General features: G+C 61.1%; 12 protein-coding genes and 1 pseudogene. 8 read left to right on the forward strand and 5 right to left on the reverse strand.

Annotation, left to right across the window (positions count from 1 at the left end):
- Positions 1 to 3: 3 nt before the first annotated feature.
- Entirely contained in the window at positions 4 to 501 is a 498-nt protein-coding gene (locus JBE38_RS17745; protein ID WP_205344771.1) for a DUF6231 family protein, read from the reverse strand.
- A 190-nt stretch (positions 502 to 691) separates the two neighbouring features.
- Between JBE38_RS17745 and JBE38_RS17750 the strand changes: the two genes are divergently transcribed.
- On the forward strand, positions 692 to 1,387 hold the full coding sequence (locus JBE38_RS17750; protein ID WP_060753821.1) for an OmpA family protein: 696 nt from the start codon (positions 692 to 694) through the stop codon (positions 1,385 to 1,387).
- A gap of 141 nt (positions 1,388 to 1,528) precedes the next feature.
- A complete protein-coding gene (locus JBE38_RS17755; protein ID WP_198762059.1) occupies positions 1,529 to 2,287 on the forward strand; it encodes a collagen-like protein in 759 nt (252 codons plus the stop codon).
- Between the two features lie 123 nt (positions 2,288 to 2,410).
- Here the strand turns inward: JBE38_RS17755 and JBE38_RS17760 are convergent, their stop codons facing one another.
- Entirely contained in the window at positions 2,411 to 2,875 is a 465-nt protein-coding gene (locus JBE38_RS17760; protein WP_060753819.1) for a CopD family protein, read from the reverse strand.
- Positions 2,876 to 2,974: 99 nt separating this feature from the next.
- Between JBE38_RS17760 and dinG the strand changes: the two genes are divergently transcribed.
- The 6 genes from dinG (at position 2,975) to JBE38_RS17790 (ending at position 11,436) form a co-directional block, all read left to right on the forward strand.
- Positions 2,975 to 5,119: an ATP-dependent DNA helicase DinG gene (gene dinG / locus JBE38_RS17765; RefSeq protein ID WP_060753818.1), complete on the forward strand. Its 2,145-nt coding sequence runs from the start codon at positions 2,975 to 2,977 to the stop codon at positions 5,117 to 5,119.
- 97 nt (positions 5,120 to 5,216) lie between these two features.
- Positions 5,217 to 7,514, forward strand: a complete 2,298-nt coding sequence (locus JBE38_RS17770) for a beta-galactosidase (protein ID WP_090366354.1) — start codon at positions 5,217 to 5,219, stop codon at positions 7,512 to 7,514.
- 82 nt (positions 7,515 to 7,596) lie between these two features.
- Positions 7,597 to 8,742 (forward strand): serine hydrolase, encoded by a 1,146-nt coding sequence (locus JBE38_RS17775; protein ID WP_205344772.1) that lies wholly within the window; start codon positions 7,597 to 7,599, stop codon positions 8,740 to 8,742.
- Between the two features lie 143 nt (positions 8,743 to 8,885).
- Positions 8,886 to 10,040, forward strand: coding sequence for an OmpA family protein (locus JBE38_RS17780; RefSeq protein WP_205344773.1), 1,155 nt, complete (start codon positions 8,886 to 8,888; stop codon positions 10,038 to 10,040).
- A 27-nt stretch (positions 10,041 to 10,067) separates the two neighbouring features.
- The gene (pdxH, locus tag JBE38_RS17785; RefSeq protein WP_205344774.1) at positions 10,068 to 10,715 is read left to right on the forward strand and encodes a pyridoxamine 5'-phosphate oxidase; all 648 of its coding nucleotides are present in this window, start codon (positions 10,068 to 10,070) and stop codon (positions 10,713 to 10,715) included.
- Positions 10,716 to 10,971: 256 nt separating this feature from the next.
- Complete coding sequence (locus JBE38_RS17790; protein WP_060753814.1) at positions 10,972 to 11,436, forward strand: glycine zipper 2TM domain-containing protein; 465 nt, start codon at positions 10,972 to 10,974, stop codon at positions 11,434 to 11,436.
- A 342-nt stretch (positions 11,437 to 11,778) separates the two neighbouring features.
- On the opposite strand, the gene JBE38_RS28065 is transcribed toward JBE38_RS17790, so the two are convergent.
- The 3 genes and pseudogenes from JBE38_RS28065 to JBE38_RS17800 form a co-directional block, all read right to left on the reverse strand.
- Positions 11,779 to 12,642, reverse strand: a complete 864-nt coding sequence (locus tag JBE38_RS28065) for a methyl-accepting chemotaxis protein (protein WP_372241694.1) — start codon at positions 12,640 to 12,642, stop codon at positions 11,779 to 11,781.
- Positions 12,637 to 13,401: pseudogene (locus JBE38_RS28070) on the reverse strand (MCP four helix bundle domain-containing protein); the annotation flags it as partial. The pseudogene JBE38_RS28070 and the gene JBE38_RS28065, both read right to left, overlap by 6 nt.
- A gap of 199 nt (positions 13,402 to 13,600) precedes the next feature.
- A complete protein-coding gene (locus JBE38_RS17800; protein WP_205344775.1) occupies positions 13,601 to 13,936 on the reverse strand; it encodes a hypothetical protein in 336 nt (111 codons plus the stop codon).
- Between the last annotated feature and the right edge of the window lie 2 nt (positions 13,937 to 13,938).

The raw sequence follows: 13,938 nt of genomic DNA on the forward strand, positions 1-13,938 counted from the left end.
GGGTTACCACCAATACTTTCCGAAGTTTTCCGGGTTGGCCCAGAAGCGGGCGTTGAGCCAGTCCGGCACCTGTTTATAGTCAAGCAGATCATAGGTGAACAGCGTCAGCACCTGCTCGTCGCGCTGGAACCGCTCGCCGGCCTGCAGGGCCAGGGAGAAGAAGTCGGTTTCTTTCCAGCCGCAGACGCTCAGATCCACCAGCACCACAATACGGCTGGCATTGAGGTTGCGAATGCCTCCGAGCAGGGTCAGGCCCTGCGGTTTTGACAGGTGCTCCAGGCAGTCGACCACCAGGGCCAGGTCAAACCGCTGCGTGGCCAGCTCTGGCGGCAATGGCCCTGGAGCGGCGCAAAACACCTGGGTATCGGGATGCGCCTGCTTGAAGGCGTCCAGCGCCGGTAACTGGCTGGCCCCCAATAGCAGCAGGCGTTTCGGAGCATGCAGGTCAAGCAGGGCAGCCAAGGCTTGCTGGGGTGTACGAGAAGAAATACCGGCGGTCATCACAGATCCTCACATCAGGACTGTAGAGACTAGCGCGGCTGAGCGTGCGGGCCTAGAGCGGGTGGGCGCGAAAACCCGAGCAACTGCGTCGATCCTCAATGAATACGGGGGTGTGGCGTACTGGCGCAGATGAAAAGAGCGGTCTTTACTCCACCCATCGGCCCCCGCCGATCCCCTCAGGAGAAATCAGATGAGCATCATGCGGACAGCTCTACCCTTGGTTCTGCTAACCGGAGTATTGACAGGTTGCGCAGGTTTGCAAAAAACCGATTGGCCCACTTGTGCCGCCGTCGGTGGCGTGACCGGTGCGGCTATCGGTGCAACTGAAAGCTCGGCCTACGCAGGCTATGGTGCACTGCTGGTCGGCGGTATGGCGGGTGCCTATTGCTGGGTGCACGGCGATGGCGACGAAGATGGCGATGGGGTGCCGGACAGCCGCGACAAGTGCCCGGGCACACCTAAAGGCGTACAGGTCGATGCCAATGGTTGCCCGCCTGTCGTGCAGCCGGCGGTGGTGGAGGAGGTGGTCGTCGTCAAGGAAGAAACCATCGTGATCCGTGATGTGCACTTCCAGTTCGATTCGGCCAAGCTGACCGCCGCGGACAAAACCAAGCTGGACGTCATTGCCACTCGCCTGAAAAAAGAAGCGCCTGGTGCGCAACTGCGCGTCAGCGGGCATACCGACAGTGTCGGCAAAGACGCCTACAACCAGAAACTCTCGGAAAAACGCGCGCATTCGGTCGTCGAGTACTTGATCAGCCAGGGCGTGCCGCGCAGCAATTTCGTCTCGGTGAGCGGTGCGGGTGAAAGCCATCCGGTGGCCGACAACAAAACCGCTGAAGGCCGCGCTTTGAACCGCCGCGTGGAAATCCAGATCAACCGCTGACAGCCCAGGCCCCTGTGTCAACCACAGGGGCCTGGCTGGCGATCTTCGTCGAAATCACGGCTTTTTTTATCCTTCACTGGCATATCGCCTGTAGAAGTCGTTACTGTGCGTCCGTCCATGCACAAAATAAGAAGGCCATTCATGCGTAAGGTTTTCCTGTTGGCCTTGTTGGCCAGCCCCATTGCTCTGGCCCAGAGCGTCAGCGTCGAAACCAATTCCTTGATGCGTCTGCCCAGCAGCACCAGCGTTTTGCAGCTGGAGCGCTTGAGTGTGGCGGACTACGGCACGCTATTGATTCCGGCCTCTATCAGCCAGGTTTCGGTAGATGAACTGCACTTGGGGCGTGAGGCCCGTATCGCCATCGCCCCGGGCAATACAGGGTTGCAATTGCAGGTACGCCACGCGCAACTGGAGCATGGCAGCCAGATCACTTCGCGCGGCGCCCCCGGCACCCATGAGCGCCCTGCCAAGGCGGGGCGTGACCTGACCTTGCGCATCGATGCCTTGACCGCCGACGAGTTGTCGGTGGATGCGCGGGGTGGCGCCGGAGCCCAGGGCTATGCCGGCCTGGATGGCGCCAACGGCGTGGACCCGGGTTGTACTTGGGGTTCGGCCGGGCGCGGGGCCAACGGTGATAACGGTGGCGATGGCCTGCCGGGTGCGGCGGGTGCGCAGGTGCGAGTGGAGCTGCCGCAAAGCTACCCGGCGCAACAGATCAAGGTCTGGGTGGATGGCGGGGCGGGTGGCGCGGCCGGTACGGCAGGCAAACCCGGCAAAGGTGGGCAAGCCAAAGGCTGCCTGGTGTACCGCGCCGAGGGTGGCGACAAGGGCCGGCCAGGGCTGGAAGGCCAGCCGGGGCCGGCCGGGCCCGCAGGTACCGTCACCATCCAACGCCTGTAGTGAGCGGGCTTGCCCCGCGCTGGGGGGCGAAGCCGCCCCAATAAGAACGCCGCGGTGTTTCAGAGAGACCGAGGTGTCTGGTTTTAGGGCGGCTTCGCCGCCCAGCGCGGGCAAGCCCGCTCACTACAGGAGCGGCCGGGCCGAAGCGATCGCCACTACCACCAACCCGACGATCAGGTTGATGCCCACCAGCCTGCGGATCTGCCCCAACACCGCTGCGCCCGCCGGCCAGTCCTCAGCGGCCACCGCCGCGCGCAATGACGGTAGCTTCAGTGCCTGGATACGGATAAACAGTGCCGTCATCACCAGGTACAACCCCATCATCACCTGCACATAGCGCGGCGCCGTCTCAAAGCCGTTGAAGCGCAGTTGCAGCAGGCCGATACCGCTGATCGGCAAAACCAGCACCGCGACCCAGACCCACACAAAAAAACGTTGAAACACATTTGCCCACAACTTGAGCCGGGCGGGGCCCTCAAGTGCCGCCATGGCGGCGGGACGCAGGATCATCCAGGCGAAAAACATACCGCCGACCCAGATCAGGGCGGCCAATACATGCAGGGTATAAGCGAGGCTAAACACGGTCATTGTGGTACTCCGTTCTGCGCGGGATTAATTAGCGGGTTATGATAGCGGCCGATCCGAACCACTGAAAATTTATCCAGCGTTTTTTGCGCCCGACTATTCATGATCAGCACTGAACTCAAAACCACGATCCAGGGCGCCTATTCGCGTTTTCTCGAAGCCAAGAGCTTGAAACCGCGGTACGGGCAGCGCCTGATGATCGCCGAAGTGGCCAAGGTCCTCGGGGATATCGACACCGACGACGAAGGCCGCCGCGAAGGTGAGCCTGCGGTCGTGGCCGTCGAGGCCGGAACCGGTACCGGCAAGACCGTCGCCTACAGCCTGGCTGCGATCCCCACCGCCAAGGCCGCCGGCAAGCGCCTGGTGATCGCCACCGCGACCGTCGCCCTGCAAGAACAGATCGTCTACAAAGACCTGCCCGACCTGATGCGCAACAGCGGCTTGAACTTCAGCTTCGCCCTGGCCAAAGGGCGTGGCCGCTACATGTGCCTGTCCAAGCTCGACGTGTTGTTGCAGGAAGGCCATGCCCAAACCGCCACTGCGCAACTGTTCGAAGAAGAAGGCTTCAAGATCGAAGTCGATGAAGCCAGCCAGAAGCTGTTTACCAGCATGATCGAGAAACTGGCCGGCAACAAATGGGACGGCGACCGCGACAGCTGGCCCACCGCCCTGGAAGACGCCGACTGGGCACGCCTGACTACCGACCACAGCCAGTGCACCAACCGTCATTGCCCCAACTTCGGCCAGTGCGCCTTCTACAAGGCCCGCGAAGGCATGGGCAAGGTCGATGTGATCGTCACCAACCACGACATGGTCCTGGCCGACCTGGCCCTGGGCGGCGGCGCCGTGCTGCCGGACCCGCGCGACACGCTCTACGTCTTCGACGAGGGCCACCACCTGCCGGACAAGGCCATCGGCCACTTCGCCCATTACACGCGTCTGCGTTCCACCGCCGACTGGCTGGAAACCACCGCCAAGAACCTCACCAAGCTGCTGGCCCAGCACCCGTTGCCTGGCGACCTGGGCAAGTTGATCGAACAGGTGCCGGAGCTGGCGCGGGAGATCAAGACCCAGCAGCAATTCATGTTCAGCGCCTGCGAACAGGTCGCCGACTTCAAGCCCGGCGAAGACGTGGAGGGCCGCGAGCGCCCACGCCATCGCTTTGTCGGCGGGTTGATCCCCGAGCATATGCGCGAAATGGGCATCGAACTGAAAAAGGGCTTTTCACGCTTGACTGACCTGTTCACCCGCCTGACCGATTTGCTCAAGGAGGGGATGGATGGCGAGGTCAACATCGGGATCGCCAGCAACCAGGCCGAAGAGTGGTACCCCCTGTTTGGCAGCCTGTTGTCCCGTTCCCAGGGCAACTGGGAGTTATGGACCGCCTTTACCGTCGAAGACCCGGAAGACAACCCGCCCATGGCCCGTTGGCTCACCTTGTCGGAAAGCGGTGCGTTGTTCGATATCGAGGTCAACGCAAGCCCCATCCTTGCCGCCGAAATGCTGCGCCGCAACCTGTGGAACGTGGCCTACGGCTGCCTGGTGACCTCGGCCACGCTGACCGCCCTTGGCACCTTCGACCGCTTCCGCATGCGCGCCGGCCTGCCGAAAAAAGCCGTCACCGCAGTGGTGCCGAGCCCGTTCCATCACGCCGATGCGGGTGTGCTGCGGGTGCCGGACCTCAAGGCCGACCCACGGGATGCGGCAGGGCATACGGCAGCGATCATCCGTGACCTGCCGGAACTGGTAGAGGGTTCACGTGGCACCCTGGTGCTGTTCTCCTCGCGTAAACAGATGCAGGATGTGTTCGACGGCCTGGATCGTGACTGGCGCAAGCAGGTGTTTATCCAGGGCAACCTGTCCAAGCAGGAAACCCTGAACAAACACAAGGCCCGGGTCGATGGCGGCGATTCCAGCGTGCTGTTCGGCCTGGCCAGTTTCGCCGAAGGCGTGGACTTGCCCGGCGCCTATTGCGAACACGTGGTCATCGCCAAGATCCCGTTCTCGGTGCCGGATGACCCGGTTGAAGCGGCCCTGGCAGAATGGATCGAAGCCCGGGGCGGCAACCCGTTCATGGAAATCTCGGTGCCGGATGCCTCCCTCAAACTGGTGCAGGCCTGCGGGCGCTTGCTGCGCACGGAGCAGGACCGGGGCACCATCACCTTGCTTGACCGTCGCCTGGTCACCCAGCGCTACGGCAAGGCCATTCTGAATGCCTTGCCACCATTCAGGCGCGAAATTTCTTAAGCCACTGTGGGCGAATTCGCCCATTTCGTGGTCTATGTCGTCGCTGTCGATTTAAGTCATCAGGCCATTCACCGGCCGATTGGAGAGCCTTGTTCGTATGATTCGCACGCTGCCTGCCCTTTTTGCCCTGCTGTTCGCTGCGCCCTTGATGGCCGCGCCTGCCGGGCAACAAACGCTGTTCAACTTCGTCCGGCCTGCCGACGTGGTCAAGGTGGCGACCCAGGACGCCAGCCTGCCGCAATACAACGCCGAGCAAACCCCCGAAGGCGAGGTGTTGCGCCGCATCACCTTCAACCCCGCCGCTGAACCGAGCCTGGTGCTCAGCCCGCAGTCCGGCGTCTGGGACTGGTCCCAGAGCAGTGCCATGAGCCTGCGCATCCAAAGCGCCATGGACTGGGCATTGACGCTCTACGTCAAAGTGCAGAGTACCGATGGCAAGACCCTGGTCAGCCGTATCGATCTGCCGGCCGGCCCGGCCCAGACCCTGTTGATCCCGTTGCAGGCCAATTCGCCGCTGAGCCAGGGCATGAAGGCCGGCCCGCCGATGCCGATCACCGTGGACGGCCAGCGTGTGCTGCTCGCCGCCAGCGCCGGTGACGTCGACCGCAGCCAGGTGGCATCGGTGACACTGTCGATGATCAAGCCCAATGCGGCCCAAAGTATCCTGCTGGAACGTTTTGGTGTGCAGGACAGCGAGCCGGTATTGAAGGCGGCCTACAGTGACCTGGTGGATGCCTATGGCCAGTCCACGCGTGCGCGCTGGCCGGAAAAGGTCGGCAGCGACGAGCAACTCAAGGCCGCGGCCGCCAAGGAGCAGCAGCAACTCAAGGGCTGGCTGGCGGAGCGTGACAAAGCGTCCCTGGACCGCTACGGCGGCTGGAACAAAGGCCCGGCATTCGAGGCCAGCGGCTTTTTCCGCACCGAGAAGCGCGACGGGCGCTGGTACCTGGTGACGCCGGAAGGTCACCCGTTCTACTCCTTGGGCGTCAACACCGTCGCACCGGATAACAGCCAGACCTACGTGGCTGGCCGTGAATGGATGTTCGCCGCGTTGCCCAAGGCCGGCGAGCCCTTCGACAAGTACTACGGCAGCGCCGATAACCGCACCGGCAACGGCTCGGGCGAGGGGCGCGGCTTCGCGGCCGGGCGTTGGTACGATTTCTACGGCGCCAACCTGCAACGGACCTACGATACCCAAGGTTTCGACCAGAAGCGTTGGGTGACCCACACCCTGGATCGCCTGCAAGCCTGGGGTTTCAACACCGTGGGCAACTGGAGCGACCCGGACCTGGCCAGCGCCGACCGCGTGCCTTACACCTTGCCGCTGTCGATCGTCGGTGATTATGCCAGCATCAGCACTGGCACCGACTGGTGGGGCGGCATGCCCGATCCGTTCGACCCGCGTTTCGCCATGGCCACCGAGCGTGCCGTGGCCATTGCCGCCCGCGATCATCGTGATGACCCGTGGTTGATCGGTTATTTCGCCGACAACGAACTGGCCTGGGCCGGCCCGGGGGATGACCCGAAGGCGCGTTACGCCCTGGCCTACGGCACGTTGCGCATGACCACCGACGTACCGGCCAAGCGTGCGTTCCTCAAGCAATTGCGCGACAAGTACCGCAACGAAGAGGGGCTTTCGAAAGCCTGGGGCATCCACCTGTCCGGCTGGGAGCTGATGGAAGATCCCGGTTTCGAGCCGCCGCTGCCGAGCCCTGAACACCCGGAAATCGAAGCTGACTTCAAATATTTCCAGAAGACCTTCGCCGACGCCTACTTCAAGACCATTTCCGACTCGCTGAAATGGCACGCGCCCAACCAGTTGCTGCTGGGCGGGCGTTACGCCGTGAGCACCCCGGAAGCCGTGGCGTCCTGCGCCCAGTATTGCGATGTGCTGAGTTTCAACATGTACACGCTCAAGCCTCAGGACGGTTATGACTTCGCCGCCTTGCGCGCTCTGGATAAGCCGGTGTTGATCACGGAGTTCAATTTCGGCTCGGCGGACCGGGGGCCGTTCTGGGGTGGCGTAACGCAACTGGCCAAGGAAGAAGACCGCGGCTCGGCGTACGGCACCTTCCTCAAGCAGGCCATGGCTGAACCATCGATTGTCGGTGTGCACTGGTTCCAGTACCTGGATCAACCGGTGACCGGCCGACTGCTGGACGGGGAGAACGGCCACTTCGGCCTCGTCGGCATCACTGACGTGCCGTACCAGGGTTTTGTCGAAAGTGTGCGTAAAAGTAACCTGGCGGCCGTCGACCAACTGGGCAAGGAGGCGCTGAAAGCCAAGGCGGACAGCGCAGTGCGTGAAAGTGAAGGCGGCAAGTCGGGGCACGACGGCAAAGGTGCGGGACAGGGCGCCGGGCATGCCGGCGGGCACTCTGGAAATGGTCACTGATTGAGCGTTGACGGGTTCACAAAAGCCACAATGGCTGGAACAATGTCGGCCACTTTTTACGGTGTTTTTCGAGGGCGCGCAGGTGCAGATTCAGGGTCATTACGAACTCCAGTTCGAAGCGGTACGCGAAGCGTTTGCCGCGTTGTTCGATGACCCGCAGGAACGAGGTGCGGGGCTGTGCATCCAGATCGGTGGCGAAACCGTCGTCGACCTGTGGGCCGGCACTGCCGACAAGGACGGGGCCGAGGCCTGGCACAGCGACACCATCGTCAACCTGTTCTCCTGCACCAAGACCTTCACCGCCGTCACGGCGTTGCAACTGGTGGCCGAGGGCAAGCTGAAGCTGGATGCCCCCGTGGCCGATTACTGGCCCGAGTTTGCCGCGGCGGGCAAGGAGATGATTACCCTTCGCCAGTTGCTCAGTCACCAGGCCGGGTTGCCGGCGATCCGCGAAATGCTGCCTGCCGAAGCCCTGTATGACTGGCAGTTGATGGTCGACACCCTGGCAGCCGAGGCCCCGTGGTGGACGCCCGGCCAAGGGCATGGCTATGAAGCTATCACCTACGGCTGGCTGGTAGGCGAACTGCTGCGCCGCGCCGATGGGCGTGGGCCTGGGGAATCCATCGTGGCGCGGGTTGCACGACCGTTGGGCCTGGACTTCCATGTGGGGTTGGCGGACGCAGAGTTTTATCGTGTCGCCCATATAGCGCGCAGCAAAGGCAACATGGGCGATGAAGCGGCACAAAGGTTGTTGCAAGTAATGATGCGCGAACCTGCGGCACTGACAACGCGTGCATTCGCCAATCCACCCTCTATTCTCACCAGCACTAATAAGCCTGAATGGCGACGCATGCAGCAGCCAGCGGCAAATGGTCACGGTAATGCACGAAGCCTGGCAGGGTTTTATAGCGGTTTGTTGGACGGTAGTTTGCTGGAAAGCGACATGCTCGAACAATTGACCCGTGAACACAGTATCGGGCCGGATAAAACCTTATTGACCCAAACCCGTTTCGGCCTGGGTTGCATGTTGGATCAACCGCAGTTGCCCAACGCGAGCTTCGGCCTTGGCCCGCGTGCGTTTGGGCACCCTGGGGCGGGAGGCTCGGTGGGTTTTGCCGATCCGGAACATGATGTAGCGTTCGGTTTTGTGACTAATACGTTGGGGCCCTATGTACTTATGGACCCGCGTGCGCAGAAGTTGGTCGGAATATTGGCCGGTTGTCTGTAAACCGCTTGCTGTTTCACAATTTTTTGTTACAAAGGCACGTATAAGAAGACGCTGAACGAAATGACGTAACTTAAATGTTCATTAAGTGTCTGTTTAACGGGTCATCCAGACCCTCCGGTTTTTTCTCATTTTGTGGATATCTCATGTTATCGAACAAGTCCTTGGCACTGGCGCTGTGCCTCACTATTACTGGTTGCGCACAAACTCCACAGAATGATGCCGAAGGTGGGCATTGGTGGTCATTTGGATCTGACAAGGCTGCTACCAAGGACGCAGTGAGCCAAACCGACGCCAAACCGGATGCCAAGCCTGCCGCCGGCGCCAAGCCTGCCGCACCTGTGGCCGCTGCAGCCGACGCTCCAGCGCCTGCCCCGGTAGCCAAGGCCGAGACCGGTTCCAGCTGGTGGCCGTTCTTTTCCAAAAGCGCCGACGAAAAAGCTGCGGACGCCAAGGCCGACCTGAAGGCCGACCTCAAGGCCGCCACTCCGGCAGCAACCCCGGCTGCAGCACCTGCCGTTGCCAAGACCGACGAAGCTCACTGGTGGTGGCCGTTCGAAAGCAAGCCAAAACCACTGGCCAAGGTCGATGTGACCAACGTGCCGATGCCTGACCCGAAAATCACCCAAGCCTGGCTCGACGACTACGAGCCGCGCCTGCGCACCGCGATCAAAGACAGCAACCTGCAACTTGAGCGCCGTGACAACGTGTTGGTGATCATTGCGCCGGTGGACGGGTCCTATAACCCGAAACGCCCGGCGATGCTGCTGCCGGTGACCCTGGGCCCATTCACCCGTGTTGCCAAGGCCGTAGAGGGCGACCCGAAGACCGCCGTGCTGGTACTGGGTCACGTCGACGCCAACGGTGCCGAACCGCAAAGCCAGGCCCTGACCAAGGAACGCGCACAATCCATCGCCTCGATTTTCAGCCTCAGCGGCTTGAAGCAAGACCGCCTGATGCTGCGTGGCATGGGTGACCTGATGCCGCGTGCCGCCAACGACAGCAACCAGGGCCGCGCCCTGAACCGTCGCATGGAAATCATGTTCACCCAGCGCACCACCATGCTGGCCTTGCTGAGCAAGTACAACTCGGCTAACCCGCCGAAGGCTGAAATGATCGCTGTGCAGGACGTTCCGGCACCCGTGGCCCCGGCCGCTAAAAAAGCAGCGCCGGCGAAAAAGGCTTCGACCAAGAAAGCGGCCGCCAAACCTGCTGCCAAGAAAGCTGCGGCCAAGCCTGCAGCCAAAAAGCCTGCAGCCAAAGCCGCGGCACCGGCTTCGAACGACCAGGCAAAAAACTGATTCGCTGAACCAGAAGGATAAAGCCGCATGACCCAGGCACTGGCCGATATGCGCCGTGACTACACACGGGACGGTTTGAGTGAGGCCCAGGCTCCGCACGAGCCGTTTGCCCTGTTCCACCAATGGTTTGGCGATGCGGTGAAAACCGAGCAGCCACCGGTGGAGGCCAATGCCATGACCTTGGCTACGGTTGACCAGGAAGGTCGCCCGCACTGTCGCATCCTGCTGCTCAAGGGCCTGGATGCGCAGGGCTTTACTTTCTTCACCAATTATCAGAGCGCCAAGGGTGAACAACTTGCGGCGCGGCCCTTTGCGGCCATGACGTTCTTCTGGCCGACCCTGGAGCGCCAGGTGCGTATCGAAGGGCGGGTGGTGAAGGTCACGCCGGAGGAGTCCGATGCCTATTACCAGGTTCGCCCATTGGGCAGCCGCCTGGGGGCATGGGCGTCCCCGCAGAGCAAGGTCATTCGTGACCGCGAAGAACTGCAGGACTTGCTCAAGGCCACCGAGCAACGCTTCAGCGATACCCAGCCCGATTGCCCGGAGCATTGGGGTGGTTACCGGCTTTTGCCGGAACGCATCGAGTTCTGGCAGGGCCGCGCCAGCCGCCTGCATGACCGCCTGAACTATCGCCTGCAAGGCACCGACTGGGTGCGCGAGCGCCTGGCTCCCTGAGCTTTTTCTTCCTGACGCTCGATCCTCCACGCCGAAGCCTCGAATCACGAGGCTTCAGGTGTTTTCGAGCGTGCCGCAACACGGATGAACGCGTCCATAACGCTCTCTTGGAACAGCGTAAATGCTACCATTCGTCGGTTTCTATGGTGCTGGCAGTCTGTACTCAGGCTGAATGAAAGCAATTTTCTGCCCGGCTTGCCGTGACAGGCGTCGAGTCGCAGCGTTTAATGAAACCCTGTCCTTTGGAGTTGATGCTATGCGTAAGTCCGTTTTACTAGTTGCCTGCTTTACCACCCTGTCGTTGCTGTTGGGTGGCTGCGCCTCGAGTCTGACCGGCGACTCGTACTCCCGTGATGACGCGCGTCGTGTACAGACCGTTCGCATGGGTACCATCGAATCCCTGCGTCCAGTGAAAATCGAAGGCACCAAGACCCCAATCGGCAGCGTGGCCGGTGCAGTGGTGGGTGGCGTCGGCGGCAGTGCTATCGGCGGTGGCCGTGGCAGTATCGTCACCGGTGTTATCGGTGCCGTTGCCGGCGGCTTGCTGGGTTCCGCCGCCGAAGAAGGCCTGACCCGCACCCAAGGCGTCGAAATCACCGTTCGCGAAGACGACGGCAGCATGCGCGCCTACGTCCAGGCCGTTGACCCGAATGAAATCTTCCGCATCGGCCAACGCGTGCGCATCATGAGCGTTAACGGTCAAAGCCGCGTTTCTCAGTAAGCATCGGTTGTAGAAACACAAAACCCCAACCGGGTGACCGGTTGGGGTTTTTGTATCTTGGTGCGAGACTTTTTATGAGAAACGTTCAAGCGTGAGGCTTTTCGTAAATGACGAAAAAGCAGGCAATAAAAAACCGCCTTAGTAGGGCGGTTTTTTATTGCGAAGCAGATTTTAAGCTGGACTCCGCATACTCATAGGACGCGATGACATGGGCGAAATCCTACCGTCGCTCAAGGGGGCGTGCAAGGTTCGGTGACGAGTGGTGGCCAACGTTTGTGAGTCTGAAAAGTGAGCCGCCTCGGTTTAGACCGAGGCGGCTTTTTGGTTTTCTGCGTCCCGATTTCAGACCTGAAAGTGCTTCACCATCGTATTCAATTCATGCGCCAGGCTGGCGAGGGACTGGGAAGCACTGGTGGTTTGGGTCGAGCCCTCCGCGGATTGAATCGACAACTGCTGGATATTCAGCAAGTTGCGATCAACCGCCCGCGCAACGTCGGCTTGCTCGGCCGCAGCGGTGGTGATGACCAGGTTTCGGTCGTTGATCTCATTATTGGCCATCAGGATATCCGCCAGTGCCTGTTGTGCCAGCTCGGCCAGTGACAGGGTTTGCTGGGTCATGCTGCTGCTGTCGAGCATGGTCTTGACGGTGCTGGCAGTGTTGGACTGGATACTGCCGATCATCTGCTCGATTTCCTGGGTCGATTGAGCGGTGCGATGGGCCAGGGCGCGAACTTCGTCGGCAACCACGGCAAAACCGCGACCGGCTTCACCGGCACGGGCGGCTTCGATGGCCGCGTTCAACGCCAGCAGGTTGGTTTGTTCGGCGATGGTGCGGATGACATCCAGCACCTTGCCGATATCCTTGGCCTGTTCGGCCAGGCTGCCCACTTGCTCGGAGCTGACTTCAACGCCACGGGTCAGGGCCTGGATGGCATCCAGGGCTTCGACCATGCGCTGCTGGCCTTTCAAGGCAATGCTGCGCGACTCTTGGGAGAGGTCGGAGGTTGAAGCCGCGTTCCTGGCGACGTCCTCAATCGCGGTAGTCATCTCGGTGACGGCAGTGGCGGCTTGTTCGATTTCGCCATGTTGCTGCTGCAAGTCGCGGCTGCCTTCGGCGGTCACGGCATTCAGTTCTTCGGCGGCTGCGGCGAGTTGGCTGGATGAGCCGGTAATCTGCCGCAAAGTCTGCACCAGATTGTTACGCATGGTCTCCTGCGCCCTGAGCAGGCGAGTGGCCTCGTCATTGCCCGTCGGGTTGATGGGCTGGGTCAGGTCGCCCTTGGCGATGGTTTCGGCGACCTGCACCGCTTCATTGATGGGGCGGGTAATGCTTCGGGTCAGCAGCCAGGCAACCAGTACGGTGCCACCACTCACCAGCAGGATGACGAGCGCGATGCCTTTCATGGCGTGTTGATAAGCATCCACGGAGGTCAGGCCGGCTTGTTCCGCGCCTTTGTTGGCGAGGTCGATCAGTTGGTCAAAGTTCTTGGTCATGTGCTCGTAGCTTTCTCGAATGCTGTTGAGAAAGTCGCGGGCGCCGGCCTTGTCGCCTGAACGTGAGCGCTTGAGCATCTCGGTGTGGTTCTGCGCATACGCGTCCAGGCTCTGGTTGAACACATCGAGACGAGATTTTTCCTCGGCGGTGTTCAGGAGGGCTGCGTATTGCGCCAACTGCTCTTTGACCGCTTTCAGGCGGCCGGCGGATTTTTCTTCGTAGGTCTGCATGTCTGCATCGCTAGAGGACAGGATGTGCGCCATTTCCCCCAGGCGAAAACGGTCGAGCGAAGCATTGGCCAGGGCCAGCAGCCGGACCCGCTGCAGCCAGTTATTCTGTATGTCGGCAGCCTGGGACTGCACTTCGCCGATCTGCTTGAGGGCGAACAGACCGAGAAACACACTCAGTGACGCAATAGCAGCGAAGCCGATGAAGGCCCTGGCTGCGATTCTTATATTTCTCAGGAACATGGGATTGTCGCTCGGGCTGGAGACGCGTTGGAGAACAAGGTGGAGCGGGTGTCCCTAGGAGGGACAGCGAGATCGCCACAACAGATAATCGGCGGCAGGGGGGAAGTCTTTAGGGGATTGGAGCAAGGGTATGGGTAGATAGCGCTGTGGTTGCGCAGCGCCACTGTTAAGCAATACCCGGCAGCGTAGCGGCTTGGGCCTAGGTGAACATCTCGATGTCGTCGAGTGCACTTCCTATGACTCCTCTAAGGGAGGGATCTTTGCGCTCTGCCTGCTGCAATGCTGGAGAGACCTTGGTCATGTCCAGCGCTCCGAATCGACGTGCGATGTGCCCAATTGCAACAATCGCCGCCGATGCAATCATTGAGTCGTCACGCTTAACATACGTCAGGCACGTGTCTTGAGCCCAGGTACCATCTGTTTCGTTAAGCCCGATGGAAATCAGCGCCGTCGTTGCTTTTTCAGTGTCGCCGGTGGCGAGGTCCCTTATGGCTTCGTCATGGCTCAAGTCTGGATCGTGATAACGCATTTTCATTT

The sequence above is a fragment of the Pseudomonas sp. ICBG1301 genome (genome assembly GCF_016918385.1).
Lineage (GTDB): Bacteria > Pseudomonadota > Gammaproteobacteria > Pseudomonadales > Pseudomonadaceae > Aquipseudomonas > Aquipseudomonas palleroniana.

Coding starts and splice junctions, on each gene's coding strand:
- JBE38_RS17745 (WP_205344771.1), bottom strand. CDS start 501: ATGACCGCCGGTATTTCTTCTCGTACACCCCAGCAAGCCTTGGCTGCC.
- JBE38_RS28065 (WP_372241694.1), bottom strand. CDS start 12,642: ATGCGTAACAATCTGGTGCAGACTTTGCGGCAGATTACCGGCTCATCC.
- pdxH (WP_205344774.1), top strand. CDS start 10,068: ATGACCCAGGCACTGGCCGATATGCGCCGTGACTACACACGGGACGGT.
- JBE38_RS17755 (WP_198762059.1), top strand. CDS start 1,529: ATGCGTAAGGTTTTCCTGTTGGCCTTGTTGGCCAGCCCCATTGCTCTG.
- JBE38_RS17800 (WP_205344775.1), bottom strand. CDS start 13,936: ATGAAAATGCGTTATCACGATCCAGACTTGAGCCATGACGAAGCCATA.
- JBE38_RS17780 (WP_205344773.1), top strand. CDS start 8,886: ATGTTATCGAACAAGTCCTTGGCACTGGCGCTGTGCCTCACTATTACT.
- JBE38_RS17790 (WP_060753814.1), top strand. CDS start 10,972: ATGCGTAAGTCCGTTTTACTAGTTGCCTGCTTTACCACCCTGTCGTTG.
- JBE38_RS17770 (WP_090366354.1), top strand. CDS start 5,217: ATGATTCGCACGCTGCCTGCCCTTTTTGCCCTGCTGTTCGCTGCGCCC.
- JBE38_RS17750 (WP_060753821.1), top strand. CDS start 692: ATGAGCATCATGCGGACAGCTCTACCCTTGGTTCTGCTAACCGGAGTA.
- JBE38_RS17760 (WP_060753819.1), bottom strand. CDS start 2,875: ATGACCGTGTTTAGCCTCGCTTATACCCTGCATGTATTGGCCGCCCTG.
- dinG (WP_060753818.1), top strand. CDS start 2,975: ATGATCAGCACTGAACTCAAAACCACGATCCAGGGCGCCTATTCGCGT.